The organism is Sorangium sp. So ce448 (genome assembly GCF_051520915.1).
In the GTDB taxonomy this organism is placed as follows: domain Bacteria; phylum Myxococcota_A; class Polyangia; order Polyangiales; family Polyangiaceae; genus Sorangium; species Sorangium cellulosum_B.
In genome coordinates, this window is record NZ_CP150343.1 from 8,940,832 (window position 1) to 8,956,024 (window position 15,193).

Sequence of the window (15,193 nt, forward strand, 5' to 3'; positions counted from 1 at the left end):
GCCGCGGCTACGCGGGTCGGTGGGTTGCTCGGGGCTACAACACTGCTGAGAAAGCGTGAGCGTCGGGCGGGTGGGCCGATGGGCTGCTGAAATCCTCCACTGCTTCGCCAGGCCTATAGTCCGGATATCTATCCAATGGCCATTGGCAGCAGCCCGGGAGAAGCGGCTCCTTTGGCGACCTTGCCGCCGTGACAGGCACGGGCGCGCACCGCGCGTGCGCCGAGGTAGCCCGCGCGCCCTGAGCAGGATGCAGCGCCTCGTGCGCTGAGGGGATCGTGAAGAGATGGAGCGCGCCGCCGTCTGCGGCGTGCCATGGCTCGGCTCGTCTTGACGACGAGCGTGCGAGGAGGACGACGGTGTATCCACAGCTCGCCATCGAGGCAGCGGCGCACTCGGACGTGGGCCGGCGCCGCAGCCACAACGAGGACAGCTTCGCGGCGCTGCCGTGCCTCGGCCTCTTCATGGTCGCCGACGGCCTCGGCGGCAACGCGGCCGGAGAGGTCGCGTCGCGGATGGCCATCGAGGTGGTCAAGGGCTGCTTCGACGTGGACGAGGACCTCGAGGAGACATGGCCGCACGGCTCCGGCAGCGCGCACGACCGGGACGAGGTGAGGCTCGTGCTGAGCGTGCGGCGCGCCAACAGGGCGATCTACGACGCGAGCCAGCGGCAAGCGCTGCAGCGCGGCATGGCGACGACCTTCGCGGGCGTGCTGCTCGGCGCGGGAATGGCGTATATCGCGCACGTGGGCGACTCGCGGGTCTACCGCATGCGCGGCGGAAAGCTGGAGCGGCTCACCCGAGACCACACGCTGCTGGAAGAGCTCCTGAGCGCGGGAGACGGTGCGCTGGCGGCGCTCGAAGCACTGAGCGGCCGGGTGGACGCCGTCACACGCGCGCTGGGGTGCGACAAGAGCGTGGAGATCGAGTCGCGCGTGGAGCCAACCCAGCCCGGCGATCTGTTCCTCGTGTGCTCGGACGGCCTGTGGGGACCCGTGCCGGAGGCGCGCATCGAGGGGATCCTGGGGCGCCACCAAGACCTGAGCCTCGCCGCGAGCCTGCTGGTCGACATCGCCAACGAGCACGGCGGGCCGGACAACGTAACGTGTGTATTGGCGCGCCTCGGAGGCGGGTGACGTAGGCGCTGTGGCAGGCGCGACGAACGGCGGACTCGAGGGGATGCCTTCGGTCGGGCAGCACAAGGCCGGGCTCCGCGGTGCACCGGACAAGAAGGCTCACGGTTCAGGAGGGAACATGGAGGACATGCTGGGTGCAATGTGGCTCGTCTCGCCGCTCGGGCTCGCGATGATCGCATGCGTCGCGATCGGCTTCGCGGTCACCGCGCGCGAAGCGCTGGGACGGGAGCGCGGGCTTCGTGAGGCGCGCGAGCACGCGCACGATGAAGAGGAAGCAGCCCTCACCGATGCGAAGGCGCAGGCAGCGGGGGAGCGGGACCGTTACCGGCGCCTCCTGGACTGTCACGTCGATGCGGCGCTCGCCGAGCGGAGAGACGCCCGAGGACGCCCCGTCCCGTGGCCGGGAAGGGTCCTCGAGTCGTTCTGTGCGACGACGCCTTCGTGGAGGAGAAAGCTGGCCGAGTGCACGGGGCTTTCACCGAGGGAGGTGGAGCGGCTGCTGAGGAGCGACCTGCCCATGACGCCCGGCCTCGCGCGGCAGCTGGAGACCTTCACCGGCACGCCGGCGCGGTACTGGGAGCGCCTCTGGCGGTTGCACGACGACCGCCGAACGGACGCTGAGGATACCGTGGTGGTCCAGGTCGGCGAGCCCGTCACCAAGCGTGAGAGCTCGGCGTCGCCGCCGATACCTCCCCGCACGCTCGACGTTCCACCTCCCGTGGTGCCGTCTCCCGAACTCGCACCCAGAAGCCCGCAGGCGAAGCTCCCGCCGCCTCCCCTGCCGCAGCTCCGGCCACCGCGCCCTGTCCGCGCCGTCGCGGGGGAAGAGCTCGCCCGTCGCGCTGCCCCCCTGACGAGCTTCCCGCTGCAGCCCGACGGAGACGGGGCGAGCTCTGCCAGTGCGTCCGATTGGGAGGAAGCAGAGCGCTCTCCCCTGAACACGACGCTCCCGGGAGTAGGGCGCCATGGGTGAGCGCAGCCGAGCATCGCACTCGGGCCACGCGACGGACCGGCGCGGAACGATGAGCAGCAACGGGGCGAGCGAGGCGCCCCCTCCCCTCCCGCCCCCCGCAACCACGTCACCGCGTCATCCAACGCACAGCGTCACCGGAGTCGCAGAAAAAAATGAGGCCTGCGGACGATTGTGCAGCGAACCGGGGCCGCTCGACGGAACTAGAGCATAGAGGAGGCCGGAGACGGCTCGGCAGGGCGACCGGTGGACCACCCCCGCAGCGCGGAGGGGGTCCATCACGCCGGTGGGTTGGCCGAGGGACGGCTGGATCGTCTTCACACCCCGCGCTCGGCGCGCAGTCCAGGAACAGCGACTCCCTCCTCGCCTTGTTCTCTTGACAATTTCCGTACGATTCGCTCGCTGGCGGGGCGCTCGCATGCTCGTCAGCGCCGGGAGAGGCGCGCCGGGAAGCGGTGGGAGCTGCTGGAACGTCGCGACCGGCGAGCGCTGCGGAGAGTGAGGGAATCATGTCATCCCGTGAGAATCTCAGACGGCCACAGGCAAGTAAGCGCAATGTCAACGATTTTCGCGAGAGACCCCTGGGCGAGCAGCTTCGTCGACGGCAGAATGGGCGGCCTCATCCGAGAAGGAGCGCCCATGTCCAAACGTCGGCCGATCAACACCACCGGCATGTCCCGCTCGGGAAACGCGATCCACGTGAGCGCGCGGGAGATGTGGGAGCTCGCGTGGTTGCGGAAGCTGGGTCTCGAGGACATCGCGTGGGACGCGGCGCGCTATTGCGAGGACTGCAGAGCGGAGCGCGCCGCTCAAGGGGAAGACGTGGAGGACATCGCGCCGCCCTCCGGGATGCGGCCCAAGTTTCTGGCGTAGAACGCCGGCGGGCACACACGCCGTCCGCCGGCGTTTCACGAGCGCGCGGCGAGGGCGGCGCGAAGATGGGCGTGGACTGGGGCCCCTCCCTGCCCGCGCGGAGCGCGGGCTTTGGGAGGGGCGGGCGGCGCGCAGGCGCGAAGCGCCGAGCACCGACCGGGGGTGGGCATCACTCTCTGTTCTGGTCGTCTCACCCCTTCCTCTCCGTGTGTCTGCCTCAGACCTCACGGCCGCACCTCTGCCTCACACCTCACTGCCGCTGCGCGGGCCGAGGCGCGCACCGCTGCATGTAGGCCGGCTCGGGGCAGCCGTCGTGCGTCAGGATCTCGCCGTCCAGGCACTTCACGAGCGCCGCCCGGATATCGAGGCACCTCCCCCGCCCCGCCGCCACACATCGGTGCTCCGTGGTCGTCCCGTTGGCGCAGCCGTCGAGCTGGCCCTCGGGGCACTCGAGGAGCGGCCCGGTCGAACAGTCGTTCTCCCGCCGCTCGCCGGCCGCCGTCGACGTCCCCTCGGTCGCCTGCTGCCGGCTGGAGCAGGCAGCGCTCGAGGCGAGCGCGAGCCCCGTGAAGAAGAGCCCCGTGAAGAAGAGGCTCAGGCCCCGACGAGGCGAGTGGCAGCGCGTGTTCATACCGTCGTTCTCCGTGGATGAAGCCCGGCCGCTGAGCCCCGAAGGCGGGTCGCCGCCCGAGCGGCCGGCAGCCTACTTCACTCCACGGGACGACAGGGGCCCCGCGCACGCCCGCCTCGTCCCGCAGGCGCGGCCGAGGTCGAGACCCGATGGCCGCGGTCAAAACGCGCCGCCGCCGTGCGCGAGCAGCGACCAGCTGTCGCCGCCCGTCCGGTTCGTCACGCCGCCGATGGTCAGGTCATCAAAGAACGCAGGGCGGAAGTTGAACCGAGCGCCCAGCTTGACGTTGCGCGTGACGAGCCGCTCCACGCCCGCGGTGAGCGGAACCGACACCGCGAACGGGTCTCCGCCGCGGCCCGCCCAGCCCACATAGCCCACGCCCGCGACCACGAACGGCTGCACGATCGCCTCGTCAGCGCGCAGGATGTTGTAACGCAGGCCCGCGTCGAGCGCGGTCATCACCAGCGACTTCCCCGCGATCGTTCGCTGGTTCACCGAGCCTGTGTAGTTGGCCTCAACGGCCACGCGCGGCGACATGGTCCCGGTCACCCGCACGTTCCAGCTCGGCCCGACGCCCGCGGCGCCGCCCACGTAGCCCAGCACGCCAAAGCCGCCCTCGACCGCGACAGTGGGCTCCGGGATGCGCCGGATGAGCGGTTGATCCGCCGGAGGGATGTTGCCTGTCGGCCGGACGTGCTGATCCCGGCCCGCCGCGCCCTGCGCCTCCGCCGCGCCGGCGAGCGCCATCATTCCGGCGGCGGTCATGGCAGCCGCCGCGAGTCGTCGCGTGCTCATTGCAGTTGTCTCCGGTTGGCTCGTTCCGTCTTCGACGACCGCCTCGTGCACACCCCAGGCCACACGCGGCTGTGCAGCGCAGGTCCGGCGGGCTGCGCCCTGCGCCGCGCCGGCGGCCACGACCGAAACCACGGCGCCGCTCGCACGTAGCTCGGACATGGAACTCATGGAACCGCGACGCCGAGCGGGCGGGCGAGCGAGGACGGGGACCCCGATCTCCCTTCCCGGGCGCCTTCCTTCCTGTTCAAGTGGGGACCGCCCCGCGCCCTCGCGCGCGGGCGCGCAACAACCCGAGAGATGCAGGAGGCGAGCGTGAAGACGATCCGGACAAGGGCCTTGCTCCTCCTCGCGCTCGCGGCCGCCGGCCTGGGCACGGCCGCGTGCCAGGGGGAGCAGCCGAGCCTCGCGCCCGCCGCGACCGAGCTCAAGGCGCCGGAGCCGAAGGCGCCCGCCGCGGCGACCTTCGCGATCGACCGCGCGGGCAGCAAGGTCGAGCTCGTGATGGATGCGCCGCAGGAGAAGATCCGCGGGCGGATCGCGGGCGCCGCCGCGGGGACGCTCCAGGTCGACCCCGCCGACATCACGAGGACGACGGGCCTCATCACGGTCGACCTCTCCACGATCGAGCTCTTCCAGACCGCCGTGGGCGACGACGGCAAGCCCGGCGAGGAGAAGAAGAGCGACCTGCAGAACCAGCACGCGCGCACCTGGCTCGAGATCTCGAAGGACACGCCCGACGACGTCCGCGCGAAGAACGAGAAGGCCCAGTTCGCGATCCGGTCGCTCTCGACCTCCGGCGAGAAGGACCTCTCGAAGCTGTCGGGCGCGGAGAGGACGGTCACCGTCACGGCGTCGGGCGACCTGCTGCTGCACCAGCGGCAGTCCCCGAGGACCGTGGAGCTCATCGCCACGTTCAGGTACGAGGGCGAAAGGCCCGCGAGCGTCACCGTCAAGACGGCGAAGCCGTTCCCGGTGGGGCTCGCCGAGCACGACGTCCGCCCGCGCGAGGCGTTCGGCAAGCTCGCCCAGAAGACGCTCGAGGTGCTCTCGCCGAAGGTCGCCAAGGAGGCGATGGTGACGCTCGAGCTGACCGCGACCGCCGGCGCGGCCCCCACAGCGCCGGCGGCGGCAGCGGACGGCGGCGCGCGGTGAGCGCGGCGCGCCGCCCGAACGTGGGCCGTTGCGGCGACGCAGCGGCTCTGAGATGACACGGCGGTCCGGAAGCCGCCGGAGGCCGGATGACGCCTCGCCCGCCGTAGGGCGCAGCCCGTCGAGACGACAACGGTGGGCGCAGGCCCGTCGAGACGAGAACCAGAGGAGCCACACGATGCTGTCGAAGAAGAGCATTTACGAGACCCTCGCCGCGCTGAGCGCCGGCGCCATGGTGATGAGCGGCTGCGCCGGCGCGCAGGCGCCGGTCAACGCGAGCGAGGTCCCCGCGGAGCAGACCGCCCCCGCGGCGCCGGCCGAGACCGCGCCCGCAGCGGCGCCGACCGAGGCCGCCTCGGGCGACGCCGCCGCGGGCGCGAACGTCCCCGCCGCCCCGGCCGAGCCCGCGCCGCCGAGCGACGCGCAGTCCGCCGCGACCTCGCCGCAGGTCGCCCCCACGGCCACCCCGGCGGCCACGGCCGCGCCGCCCACGCCGCCCACCGGCGCCCCGGCCAAGCCCGCCGCCAAGAAGACGGGCGCCGCCGCGAAGAAGCCCGGCCACGCGGGCTGCGGCCAGGGCACCTGCGGCTGATCGCGGCCTCCCGCACCCTCCCCCTACCCCCATGACCGGCAGCGCGCTCACCGGCGTCGGCCTCGGGCTCCGATGGGAGTTCCTCGACGAGGTGCTCGCGGCGCTCGACGCGCCCGATGCGCCCGATCGCGACGCGCGCGACGCGGCGCTGCCCGTCCCCTTCTTCGAGCTCTCCCCCGAGAACTACATGCGGCGCGGCGGCTTCTTCCCCGCCGCGATCGAGCGCGTCCGGGAGCACCGCCCGATCCTGACGCACGGGCTCACCCTGTCCGTCGGCGGGCTCGATCCGCTCGACGCCGGCTACCTGCGCGCGCTCGGGGGGTTCCTGGAGCGGCTCGATCCCCCCTTCCACAGCGACCACCTCTGCTTCTCCGGGGTCGACGGCGCGTTCCTCCACGACCTGCTGCCGCTCCCGCACACGTCCGCGGCCGCCGCGCACGCCGCGGCCCGCATCCGCGAGGCGGAGGAGCGGCTCGAGCGCCCGATGGCGATCGAGAACATCACCTACTACCTGGTCCCGGGCCGCGCCTCGCTCGACGAGGCCGACTTCCTCGTCGAGGTGCTCGAGCGCGCCGGCTGCAGGCTCCTGCTCGACGTGAACAACGTCTACGTCAACGCCCGGAACCACGGCTTCGACCCGGTCGCGTTCCTGGAGAAGATCCCTCCCGAGCGCGTGGCCGCGATGCACGTCGCGGGGCACGAGTGGCGCGACGACGCGGGGGTCCTCGTCGACACGCACGGCGCGCCGGCCATCGCCCCCGTGCTCGACCTGCTCGCCCGCGCGGTCGCGCGGACCGGGCCGGTGCCGGTCGTGCTCGAGCGGGACAACGACGTGCCGCCGCTCGGCGCGCTGCTCGCCGAGCTCGCCGAGGTCGACGCGGCGTACCGGCGCGGGCTCGCCGCGCGGGAGGCACGAGCGTGAGCGGGGCGCGCGAGGCGGGCGAGACCTGCGAGGAGGGCGAGGCGGCGAACACGCCGCCGCCGGAGCTCGCGGCGCTGGAGCGGGCGCTCCAGCGGAGCGTGACCGCGCCGGACGGCGAGGCGCTCGCGGCCGATCCCCGCGCTTGGCTCGCCCGCGCCGGGCTCGAGGGGCCGGACCTCGAGGCGATGGCGGCGCTCCCGCCGAAGCGGCTGCTGCTCTACCGGAGCCTCATCCGCCGCGGGCTGACGGGCGCGATCCGCGCCGGGATCCCGCGGACCGCGGCGCGGCTGGGCGCGCGGTTCGAGGCGGACGTGGCGCGCTTCATCGAGGCGGAGCCGCCCCGGTCGCGCTACCTCCGCGACGTCGCGTTCGAGTTCGTGGGCTTCGCGGCGCTGCGCTGGGCCGGGGACCCGGAGGTCCCCGCGTACCTCGCGGATCTCGCGCGCCACGAGCTGGCCGCCTTCGCGGCGGCGTGCGCCGAGCAGGACGAGGAGGCCAGCGCGGGCGGGGCGTCAGGGCCGCTCGGCGACGAGGCGCCGGCAACACCGGACGACGAGGCGCCGGGGACACCGGGCGACGAGGCGCCGGGGACACCGGGCGACGAGGCGCCGGGGCCCCTGGGCGAAGCGCTGTCGCTCGACCGGGGGGCGCGCTTCCAGCGGGCCGCGGCGCTCGTGCGCTACGAGCACGCGGTCCACAGGCTGCAGGGCGACGCGTCGGCGCGCGACGTGCCGGCCCGCGAGCCCACCCGCCTGCTCGTGTACCGCGACGCCGCGCACGACGTGCGCTTCCTCGAGCTCACGCCGCTCGCGGCCGAGATCCTGGGCCGCCTCCTCGCGGGCGCCGCGCTCGGGGACGCCGTTGTCGCGGGCTGCGCCGCGCTGGGACACCCGGTCGACGGGCCGGTGCTGGAGAGCACCGCGGCCCTGCTGAGCGATCTCGCCGAGCGCGGGGCGCTCCTCGGGCCGTCGCGATGATCGCCGGGGCGCAGACGGTGTATGCCGTCAGGACCGCCATGGATGAGCTCGCCCTGAACGAAGCGATGGACCGGTACGCGTGCGGCGACGCGCGCGCGTTTCCGGAGCTGCACCGCGCGCTCGCGGCGCGCCTCCTCGCGTACCTCACCCGCATGAGCGGCTCGGAGACGCTCGCGGGCGACCTGACGCAGGAGACGTTCCTGCGGATGCACCGCGCCCGATCGAGCTTCGCCCGCGGCGGCGCCGTCGCGCCGTGGGCCTACGCCATCGCGCGCAACGTCTACCTGGATCACGCGCGCGCCCAGAAGCACCGCGGCACCGAGCGCCTCCCGAGCGATCCGGGCGCGGAGCCGCCGGACGCGCGCGGCGCGGACGCCGAGGCGGTGGCGATCGCCTCCGAGACGGCGCGGGCGGTGGAGCGGACGCTGGCGGACCTGCCGGCGTCGCAGCGCGAGGCGTTCATCCTGATCCGGTACGAGGGCCTCAGCGTGCAGGACGCCGCGGCGATCCTGGGGACGACCACGAGCGCGGTGAAGCTCCGCGCGTTCCGCGCCTACGAGGCGCTGCGGGCGGCGCTCGACGATCTCAAGCGGCGGCCCGAGGCGGAACCAGGAGGCGCGGAAGAGCGCCGCCGGGGCAAGGGCCAGGGGAGCGTCCGGGGAGGTGCCAATGTCGAATGAGCGCGACTTGCTGAGCGGGCTGAAGGACATCCCCGATCCCGCGGCCCACCTCGCCGCCCGCCCGCCGCCGGCCCGGGTCGACGCGCCGGCCGAGCCGTCGCCGACGCGCTCGGCGCGCGAGCGCCTCGTCGTGGGCGCGATCCTGGCGGGGCTCGCGTGGATCCTGCTCCGGACGTGGGCGGAGGGCTTCCGCGACGACCTCGGATCGCCCCGGGTCGCCCTCCCGCTCGTCCTCCTGGCGGCGCTCTCCGGCCTCGGCCTGCTGCTCGCGCTCTTGCCGCGCGCCCGGGGCCTGCCGGCCGGCGTGCGGGCGCTCCAGGGGCTCGTCGCCGCGGTGGCGGTCGGGTTCCTGGGCGCGGCGGTCCTCACGTCGCGTGGGGACGACGTGCTGGCGCCCCTGAGGGTGCACCTCGAGTGCAGCGCGGTCGCGCTCAGCATGGCGCTCGTGCCGTTCGCGCTGGCGGCGCTCGTGCTGCGCCGCTCGTTCCTCTCGGCCCCGGCGTGGCGGGGCGCCGCGATCGGGGCCCTGTGCGGGCTCGGGGCGGCGATCGGCATCCACGCGCACTGCTCGCTCGACGAGGTCCTCCACGTCGCCTTCGCCCACGGCGTGCCCATCGCGGCCGGCGCGCTCCTCGGCGCCGCCGCCGGGGCGCTGCGCGGGCGAGCCTGAGGCGCCGCGCCGCGTCGCGCGTCCTCCCCGGCCTTCGCTGCGAGGCGGCGCGACCGCCGCGGACCTGCCGCAGCGCGCCGCGAGGAGGACGCCCCGTGGCGCTTGCGCCGCGGCGCTGGCCAGGTCTAACGCAGGAGGCAGGAGAAACGGGTCGATGCAGCGCGCGCTCCTCTTTCTGGCGGCAGGACTGTGGCTCGGATGCGGCAGTTCCGGCGCCGGGGCCGCGAACAGCGGCGCCACGACGGGCGTGACCGCCGGCGGCGGTGACGGCGCGAGCGCCGGCAGCACGAGCGTCGGCAGCACGAGCGCCGGCAGCGCGAGCGGCGGCGGCGCGGGCGGCACCGGTGGAGTGGGCGGCACCGGTGGAGCGGGCGGCGGCGGCTCGCAGGCCGAACGCGCGTTCGTTGTCTATGTCGGTGGTCACGAGGGGCTCTTCGTCTTCCGCCTGGACGGCGCCGACGGCGCGCTCTCGGCCGTGCAGGGCCCGCTCGACGCCGAGATGAACCCGACCTTCCTCGCCGTCGACCCCGCGCGCCAGCGCCTCTTCGCGGCGAACGAGCTGAACGAGGTGGACGGGGAGCTGTCGGGGGCGGTCAGCGCGTTCCGGATCGATCCCCAGGGCGGGACGCTCGAGCTCATCAACAGGGCGTCCTCGAAGGGCGCGGGCCCCGCCCACCTGTCCACGGATCGCTCCGGGCGCTTCGTCCTCGTCGCCAACTACGCCGGCGGGACGGCGGCGGTGCTCCCCGTGGGCCAGGACGGCGCCCTCGGCCAGGCGGCCTTCGACGTGGCCTTCGGTCGCCGGACGAGGCCGCACCACGCCATGACCGATCCGGCGAACCGGTTTGCGTTCGTCACCAACCTCGGGCTCGACGAGATAGCGCAGCTCACCTTCGACGCGGACACGGGCCAGATGGAGCCGAACGACCCGAAAGCCCTCTCGCTCCCCGAGGACACGACGCCTCGACACCTCGAGTTCCACCCGAACGGCCGGTTCGCCTATGTGATCAACGAGTCTGCCGGCTCGATCACCACCCTGAGCTACGATCCGTCGCGCGGGACGTTCACCGCCCTGGCCACCGTCTCGACCTTGCCCGACGGCGCGAGCGCCGAGGGAAACAACGCCGCCGAGGTCCAGGTGTCCCCGTCGGGCAAGTTCGTGTACGGGTCGAACCGCGGCCACGACAGCATCGCCATCTTCGCGGTCGATCCCGAGCGGGGCACGCTCACGCCCGCCGGCCATGCCTCGACGCAGGGCATGACGCCGCGCCATTTCCAGATCTCGCCGACAGGCAAGCTGATGCTCGTCGCGAACCAGGATTCGAGCAACATCGTCGCGTTTCGCGTGGACGAGGCGACAGGCGCCCTCGAGCCGACAGGCCGTGTCACCGAGGTCCCCGAGCCTACCTATGTCGGGATCGTGGCCCTGCCGGACCGCTAGGCGGGGCGAGCGACGTCGCCGACGCGGACCATTGTTCTGATGAATGGACGGGTCGTCGAACTGAAGCCAGGCGATGATATCGGATTGAGCTCAACAGGCGTGTGCTCGCGCCGACCCGGCGAGAACCGGACACCGCCGTGGATCACCGCCCGGGATGGCGCTTCGGCTCCTCCCCCGACTTCCGCAGCATCACGATCTTCCCCGTCGGCGTCGCCACGGTCTTCACGAAGGCGGCCCGCTGTCGCCCGAGGACCCAGCTCGCCTCGGCGAGCTCCTCCTCGGCGCGCTGGCCCTTCACCAGCAGCACGAGCCCGCTCGGCCGCACGAAGGGCACCGTCAGGGGGATCAGCATGACCAGGCGCCCCACCGCGCGCGCCGTCACCGCGTCGAACGCGCCCTGGAGATCGCCCTTGCCGAGCTGCTCGGCGCGCTCGGCGCGCACCGACACGTTGGTGAGGCCGAGGCCCTCGGCCACCGCGACGAGGAACGAAGCCTTCTTCTGCGTCGCCTCCACCAGCGTCACCCTCAGATCGGGCCGAGCGATGGCGACCGGAAGGCCGGGGAGGCCCCCGCCCGAGCCGATGTCGGCGAGGCGCGCCCCCGCGCTCAGCTCCTCGAGGAGGGGCAGGAGCGTGAGCGAATCGAGGACGTGTTTCTCCCAGACCTCGACCGGATCCGTGATCGAGGTGAGGTTCATCAGCTCGTTCATCGCGAGCAGGCGCGCGAGGTAATCGCCGAGCTTGGCGATCGTCGCGGCGTCGAGGGTGACGCCGATCGCCGCGAGGCGCTCCGCGAAGCCCTCCGGAGGCGTGAGCGGAGCGGGAGCCGGCAGCGGGAGAGGAGCGCGTTCGTCAGGGGGCATGGACGTCCGCGCACCCTAGCAAGCTCTCCCTCGTGAAGCGCCGCAATTCTCGCGCTCGCCCTCCCCGCCCGCTCCGGGGCCGCCCTTGTGGCGGGTCGCTACACCGCCGAGAGGCGCCTCTGCAGCTCTTCGGGAGAGACGTCCTCGATCCGGCTCGCGAAGGACCAGCGATGGCCGAACGGATCGCGGAGCCAGGCCGTCCGGTCTCCGAACGGCTTGTCCTGCGGCGGGCGATCGATGGTCGCGCCTGCCGCAGCGGCCTGCGCGACGAGCGCGTCCACGTCCTCCACGTAGACGACGACGGCCGGGCTGCTGCCTCCCAGCGTCTCGGGGCTGATGGCGCCGAGCTCGGGATACTCGTCCGACAGGAAGAACCGGGCTCGGCCGATGGACAGCTCGGCGTGGCCGATCCGCCCGTCGGGCATCGGGATGCGCGAGTCCTCGCGCGCGCCGAACGCGCGCTTGTAGAACTCGATGGCTCCCGCGGCGCTCCGCGCGCTCAGGTAGGGGAAGCACGTCTGACCTTCCGGGACGGGGTGGACCTTGCTCTTCGTCATCGTCGCGCTCCTTCGTGCTCGTCTTGGATCATGGCCTTTCCCGGGGCACCGGCGGGGATTAGCGCGCCTCGCCTGTCCGGGAATGCGCAGCCCGGAGCCCCCGCAGCGGGCTTCGCAGGGAGAGGTCGCCGCGGGCGGCAGGGGAAGCTGCGCTGCTCGTGGAGGCGCCGCCTTGGCGTTCCGGGTCGTCCGCCATTCTGAGGGCTCGCGCTGGCCAGGTATTGGACGAAATTTACCTCCGCGGCAGGCGGCGTCTGTTCGGCGCGCGGCGCGGCGGGTAGGCTCGCGGCATGAAGATCGTCCTTCCGGGCGGGAGCGGGGCCGGGTTCACGTTCGCCTTCACCGAGTGGTCGGCGGCGGCGCGCGACCTCGTGGCGCGATGGCGCACCGAGAGCTGAGGAGGTGAACAGCTCGACGCCTGCGAAGCGTCAGCCGTCCATCGTCGCCTCGAGGAGGCCTTTTCCATCGCGAAGGGTCTTTCGTTCACAGACTACCTCAGCTCGCAGACGTCGACCGTGTCCACCATCACATGGGGCACGAGGACGCGTCCACGCTTCGTGTCGTAACCGATGTCCGCGGGGGTTCATAAAAGGCAACGATCTGGACAGACCTCGTCCGCCGGCTTCGGTTGACCCATTGACGGATGGTTAGGCCTTATGAGTACCACGAGAGAAAAGGCACGGCTTTACGCGGTCGCTGCGCACGGGGACCAGCGGTACGGCGACCGGCCGTACTCCTTTCACCTGGATGCAGTCGCGGCGCTGGCAGAGCCGTATGGAGAAGAGGCGGTGGTGGTCGCCTACCTGCACGACGTGGCGGAGGACACCGACGTTACGCTCGCGAGCATTGAAGCGGAGTTCGGATCGCGCGTGGCCACATGCGTGGGCCTGCTCACCGACGAACCCGGTGCGAATCGCAAGGAGCGTAAAGCAAGAACCTACGCCAAGCTGGCACAGGCCAGGGGCGAAACCGAGCTCGCGCTCATCGTGAAAGCCGCGGACCGCCTCGCCAACGTGCGCGCGTGCATCGCTGACCGCAAGGCGAGCCTGTGGCGGCTCTATCAGAGCGAACAGCAGGCATTCAAGAACGCGGCCTTCCGCAGCGGACAATGCGATCCGCTGTGGTCGGAGCTTGACCGATTGCTCGAGGATGGAGCCTTCGATGGCCAGGCCTGACCCGCCACGAGCTCGAGGCCATCAGGCGTCGTGACCGAGCGCAGATGGACGCCTGGCGACGGAAGTCCGAGAAGTGATCATGACTTCCCCATGGCCGCGCGTCCCCTTCAGAACGTGGCGTCGAGCTGGAGGCGACCGACGTGGCGGGCCTCGGCGGTGTCCTTGCCGAAGATGTAGAAATAATCGCCCTGGATCTTCAGGGCATACCCGTTCACATAGTAATTGAGCCCGCCGCCGACCTGCTTTCCCTGCGTGTCGACGAGGTCGACGAGCTTCGGATCGGTGCCGCGCTCCGCGAAGATCTGGTCCCAGCGCGCGGCGACCTCGAGCCGCTCGGTCAGCAGGAAGCCCGACTGGACGAAGTAGCCGTAACCCGAACGCGTCCACTCCCGCACGGGCGCGCCGTCGATCTCGCCCTCGAAGGAATCCCGCTCGGCGTGGCGCACCACGGCCTCGGCCGAGAGCGAGAAGCCGGCATACTTGAAGACGAGATCCGCCGCGCCGTGCAGGTAGTCGGCCGCGCCGTGCGCGAGCGTCGTGCCATAGGTGCTGTTCTGGCGGTTGGTCTGGTGGTTGTAGGCGCCCGCGACGCCCACCGCGAGCCGGGGCTTCGCCTCGCGGGAGAGGTCGCCCTCCTGGTCGTCGTCGAACGCGCCGAACGGGCGGACCGCGAGCCGCGCCACCGCGAGCGGGCCGTGCTTCTGGCCGCCGAAGCGATTGCGCCCCTCGCCGCCGCCCACGAAGAGGTTGTACGACAGCTTGCCTCCCAGGCCGAAGAGATCGGGTGACGAGAGCATCAGGCCGACGTCGCGATCGAGCGTGAACTCGCGGACGGCGATCTGGCGATCCACCAGCTGGAGGGTGAACTCGCGCGTGGTCCGCGCCCGGTCGAACGGGACGAAGAACTGGCCGACACGCACGTTGAGATCGCGGATCCCTGTGTACTCGATGAAGGCGTCGAAGACGGGAGAGGGGCTGTCCTTCTCGAAGTCGTTGCCGCCGAAGGCGAGCTGCACGGTGTACTTGAGATCGGGCGAGAGGACATGGCCGCTCGTCGTGAGGCGCACCGTCTTCACGTTGATCTCGTTCGTGTCGTCCTCTGCCGTGTGCGTGATGGTCTCGCGGAGCTGCACGCGGGCCCGGATCGTGGACGAGAACTTGTCGTCCGCCGTCTTGACGGTGAAGCCCTTTCCAGGAGCCGCCGTCACCTTGACGCCGCTGCCCTTGTCCTTCTCCGCGCTGGCCCGCTCCTCGGCGGCCGCCTTGCGCTCGGCCTCGAGGCGCTCGAGGAGCGCGCGCTGCTGCTGCTCGAGCTCCGCGACACGGCGACTCAACGGCTCGACGCCGGCGGCCGCCCCCGTCTCCTGCGGCGCCGGGGCCGGAAGCGGCGCTGAGGCCTGGGGCGGCGCCGCGGGCTGCTGAGCGGACGCCTGGAAGGGGAGCGCGGCGGCGACGAGCGAGAGCGCCGCTGCCGCGCGGACCGTGTGCGACTTCTTTCCGTTGATCGATTTCAAGCGCGTTGTTCCTCGGATCAAACCAGCTGCTGACGACGCACGACGCACGACGCACGGCGCACAGCGCTCTACGCGCGGCGCGCACGGCCGACGCCGGCCGCCGGCGCGAAGGCGCACCACGCCCTCGCAGTCGGCGGACCATCACTCCCCGGCCTGCGCTCCGCGTCCCACGCACGACGCGCAGACGAGAGGCCGCGGTCAGGAGCACCCGGCTGGGCAGCAGCGACGCCAGCAGGGAACCACCGAACGTGT

Annotated in this window: 16 protein-coding genes; 11 read left to right on the forward strand and 5 right to left on the reverse strand. The window is 72.4% G+C overall.

The window, feature by feature from the left end; translation table 11 throughout:
• The first annotated feature begins 356 nt into the window (after nt 1-356).
• The 3 genes from WMF45_RS33730 (at nt 357) to WMF45_RS33740 (ending at nt 2,976) form a co-directional block, all read left to right on the forward strand.
• Nucleotides 357-1,133, forward strand: coding sequence for a PP2C family protein-serine/threonine phosphatase (locus tag WMF45_RS33730; protein ID WP_437709329.1), 777 nt, complete (start codon nt 357-359; stop codon nt 1,131-1,133).
• 118 nt (nt 1,134-1,251) lie between these two features.
• Nucleotides 1,252-2,106, forward strand: a complete 855-nt coding sequence (locus WMF45_RS33735) for a helix-turn-helix transcriptional regulator (protein WP_437709331.1) — start codon at nt 1,252-1,254, stop codon at nt 2,104-2,106.
• A gap of 636 nt (nt 2,107-2,742) precedes the next feature.
• Nucleotides 2,743-2,976 carry a hypothetical protein gene (locus tag WMF45_RS33740; RefSeq protein ID WP_437709333.1) on the forward strand — a complete coding sequence of 78 codons (234 nt, stop codon included), beginning with the start codon at nt 2,743-2,745 and terminating at the stop codon, nt 2,974-2,976.
• 250 nt (nt 2,977-3,226) lie between these two features.
• Here the strand turns inward: WMF45_RS33740 and WMF45_RS33745 are convergent, their stop codons facing one another.
• Both WMF45_RS33745 and WMF45_RS33750 read right to left on the reverse strand, forming a co-directional pair.
• On the reverse strand, nt 3,227-3,607 hold the full coding sequence (locus WMF45_RS33745; protein ID WP_437709335.1) for a hypothetical protein: 381 nt from the start codon (nt 3,605-3,607) through the stop codon (nt 3,227-3,229).
• A 159-nt stretch (nt 3,608-3,766) separates the two neighbouring features.
• Nucleotides 3,767-4,522: a hypothetical protein gene (locus WMF45_RS33750; protein WP_437709337.1), complete on the reverse strand. Its 756-nt coding sequence runs from the start codon at nt 4,520-4,522 to the stop codon at nt 3,767-3,769.
• 192 nt (nt 4,523-4,714) lie between these two features.
• Between WMF45_RS33750 and WMF45_RS33755 the strand changes: the two genes are divergently transcribed.
• From WMF45_RS33755 to WMF45_RS33785, 7 genes are all read left to right on the forward strand, one after another.
• A complete protein-coding gene (locus tag WMF45_RS33755; protein ID WP_437709339.1) occupies nt 4,715-5,554 on the forward strand; it encodes a hypothetical protein in 840 nt (279 codons plus the stop codon).
• Nucleotides 5,555-5,729: 175 nt separating this feature from the next.
• Entirely contained in the window at nt 5,730-6,143 is a 414-nt protein-coding gene (locus tag WMF45_RS33760; protein WP_437709341.1) for a hypothetical protein, read from the forward strand.
• 31 nt (nt 6,144-6,174) lie between these two features.
• Entirely contained in the window at nt 6,175-7,065 is an 891-nt protein-coding gene (locus tag WMF45_RS33765) for a DUF692 domain-containing protein (protein ID WP_437709343.1), read from the forward strand.
• On the forward strand, nt 7,062-8,042 hold the full coding sequence (locus WMF45_RS33770; protein ID WP_437709345.1) for an HvfC/BufC N-terminal domain-containing protein: 981 nt from the start codon (nt 7,062-7,064) through the stop codon (nt 8,040-8,042). The genes WMF45_RS33765 and WMF45_RS33770 overlap by 4 nt, the downstream gene beginning before the upstream one ends.
• Nucleotides 8,043-8,080: 38 nt before the next feature.
• Nucleotides 8,081-8,722 (forward strand): RNA polymerase sigma factor, encoded by a 642-nt coding sequence (locus WMF45_RS33775; protein ID WP_437709347.1) that lies wholly within the window; start codon nt 8,081-8,083, stop codon nt 8,720-8,722.
• The gene (locus tag WMF45_RS33780) at nt 8,712-9,392 is read left to right on the forward strand and encodes an NrsF family protein (protein WP_437709349.1); all 681 of its coding nucleotides are present in this window, start codon (nt 8,712-8,714) and stop codon (nt 9,390-9,392) included. Before WMF45_RS33775 ends, WMF45_RS33780 begins: the two co-directional genes overlap by 11 nt.
• A gap of 154 nt (nt 9,393-9,546) precedes the next feature.
• A complete protein-coding gene (locus tag WMF45_RS33785) occupies nt 9,547-10,833 on the forward strand; it encodes a lactonase family protein (RefSeq protein ID WP_437709351.1) in 1,287 nt (428 codons plus the stop codon).
• Nucleotides 10,834-10,975: 142 nt separating this feature from the next.
• Here WMF45_RS33785 and rsmG read toward each other — a convergent pair whose 3' ends face one another.
• A complete protein-coding gene (gene rsmG / locus WMF45_RS33790) occupies nt 10,976-11,695 on the reverse strand; it encodes a 16S rRNA (guanine(527)-N(7))-methyltransferase RsmG (protein WP_437709353.1) in 720 nt (239 codons plus the stop codon).
• A 98-nt stretch (nt 11,696-11,793) separates the two neighbouring features.
• On the reverse strand, nt 11,794-12,252 hold the full coding sequence (locus tag WMF45_RS33795; protein ID WP_437709355.1) for a VOC family protein: 459 nt from the start codon (nt 12,250-12,252) through the stop codon (nt 11,794-11,796).
• A gap of 656 nt (nt 12,253-12,908) precedes the next feature.
• On the opposite strand from WMF45_RS33795, the gene WMF45_RS33800 reads away from it, so the two are divergent.
• Nucleotides 12,909-13,427, forward strand: a complete 519-nt coding sequence (locus tag WMF45_RS33800) for an HD domain-containing protein (protein WP_437709357.1) — start codon at nt 12,909-12,911, stop codon at nt 13,425-13,427.
• 107 nt (nt 13,428-13,534) lie between these two features.
• Here WMF45_RS33800 and WMF45_RS33805 read toward each other — a convergent pair whose 3' ends face one another.
• Entirely contained in the window at nt 13,535-14,941 is a 1,407-nt protein-coding gene (locus tag WMF45_RS33805) for a porin (RefSeq protein ID WP_437709359.1), read from the reverse strand.
• Nucleotides 14,942-15,193: the final 252 nt, after the last annotated feature.